This is a genomic window from Flavobacteriales bacterium (genome assembly GCA_013214975.1).
Taxonomy (GTDB): Bacteria; Bacteroidota; Bacteroidia; order DT-38; family DT-38; genus DT-38.
In genome coordinates this window covers 1-1629 of record JABSPR010000122.1, presented here as the reverse complement: position 1 = coordinate 1629, position 1629 = coordinate 1, and the positions used below count along the sequence as shown (strand labels likewise).

Here is a 1629-nt window from a genome sequence, read left to right as displayed (position 1 = left end):
GCGACTATTGGAAGAACGTGATGCGCTACAGAATGTCAGGCTTGAAGCATTGCGCAATGATATTGCCGATGGTATTGAATCGCTTGAAAGGGATTCAGGTAAATCACTTAATATTGATAGCATTAAAGCGAAAGGGCGCCAAGCCTTGGAGGCGAAGAAGAGATAAATAATGCCCACGCTAACTATTTCAACTGAAGCGGAAAATGACTTATTGGAAATTTGGCTTTACATTGCAGAAGATAGTTTAGTGAATGCCGATCGTTTTCTAGATCGGCTTTATGAAAAAGCTAGGCAGTTAGCAGAGTTCAGACAGATCGGTTGTGATCGGCCTGAATTAGGCGAGTCCATTAAAAGTTTTCCGGTTGATCACTACATTTTATTCTATCAAACGATTGATAATGGAATAGAGCTGATTAGAGTATTAAACGCATCGCGTGATATCGGATTAAATTTTTAGAAGATCGTTTATATAGTCCTATTTTTGTGGCCTAAGTCGAGAGGTTGACTTGGGCTTTTTTGTGCTTGTATATATTTTATATTTGCCAAGTTTAGATTTATTCTTTTTGTTAAATACGGTTTGTTTTTTAGAATAACTACATCTTTAGTCTATGTTTTCCGTGGTTAAAGGCGAAACCTGGTCTCTAGTCTAATACCTCCTACATCATATTCTTGAAATAATTCCGTTAGAAATTACTTAAACAATCTGAAAGTATATATAACGAGAACGGGATATTCTGATGACGCACATAAGAAGTAAACAGAAAATTAGGAACCTAAAGAGAGTATTGATAGCATTGAGCCTATATCAATTGAGCTTGCCTGCTAGCGCCGATTTGTACCAATTTCCTGAGCGCTATCAATTCCCGCCAGGTATTGACGAGGGAGAATATTGGGCGCGTCACCCTGCTGATGCAGTAAATACTTCTTTCGGCGAAAATATCTTGTATGAACTAAACGATAATGTTAGAGGTGGCTGGTTTACTAACAAATTGACGAAACCGATTTTAGTTGCACAAACACCTCAAGGGTTGTGTGAGCATATTATTGATCAGTTGAATATTCTAAATCCTCGGGATTATGTTACAGGCTTCATTGAATTTGTCTTGGCAGATAATGGAGCACAAGAAATTCAGGGTCTAGAATATGTGTTAACAGACTTATTGGCGTGCACCATTGAGCCAAGTTGGGATTCGATACCCCCTGAAAATTATATTCAAAAACCAATAACTTACTACGGTTTTAAATATAGTTATCAAGCGAGAAAAGATTATTGCCGTGATCATTCCGGGCGAATTGCAATGGATAAACATATAGACAGTTGTGACTTTTCGACAGAGGCGAGTATGATTGGTTGTCTTTTCGAATCGGCAGCTATACAAAAGTCGGTAGAAAAGAGATGTATGAGCGATGTGCCTGATTCTGTTGAAATATGTCGGGTAGGTAATCCCATAGATGTCGTTGATGGTAACAAGGTACAGAATGAGGTGGATTTTGTTGGTGTCGGTTCATTTCCGTTAAAGTTTGAACGATTTTATAGTAGTAATAGAGGGGGATGGACCTATTCCTATACCCGTACATTTGATTATAGTAATGATGTAGAGAATGAAAGTGTCAGTATTAAAACTGGAG

At 38.1% G+C, this 1629-nt stretch carries 3 protein-coding genes; all 3 read left to right on the top strand.

Annotated features, from left to right (window positions below; translation table 11 throughout):
- Nucleotides 1-166, top strand: a 166-nt coding sequence (locus tag HRT72_04605) for a type II toxin-antitoxin system ParD family antitoxin (GenBank protein ID NQY66987.1), incomplete at its 5' end; no start/stop codon positions are given.
- A 3-nt stretch (nucleotides 167-169) separates the two neighbouring features.
- Nucleotides 170-457 carry a type II toxin-antitoxin system RelE/ParE family toxin gene (locus HRT72_04600; GenBank protein NQY66986.1) on the top strand — a complete coding sequence of 96 codons (288 nt, stop codon included), beginning with the start codon at nucleotides 170-172 and terminating at the stop codon, nucleotides 455-457.
- A 280-nt stretch (nucleotides 458-737) separates the two neighbouring features.
- On the top strand, nucleotides 738-1629 hold an 892-nt coding region (locus HRT72_04595; GenBank protein NQY66985.1), incomplete at its 3' end, for a hypothetical protein.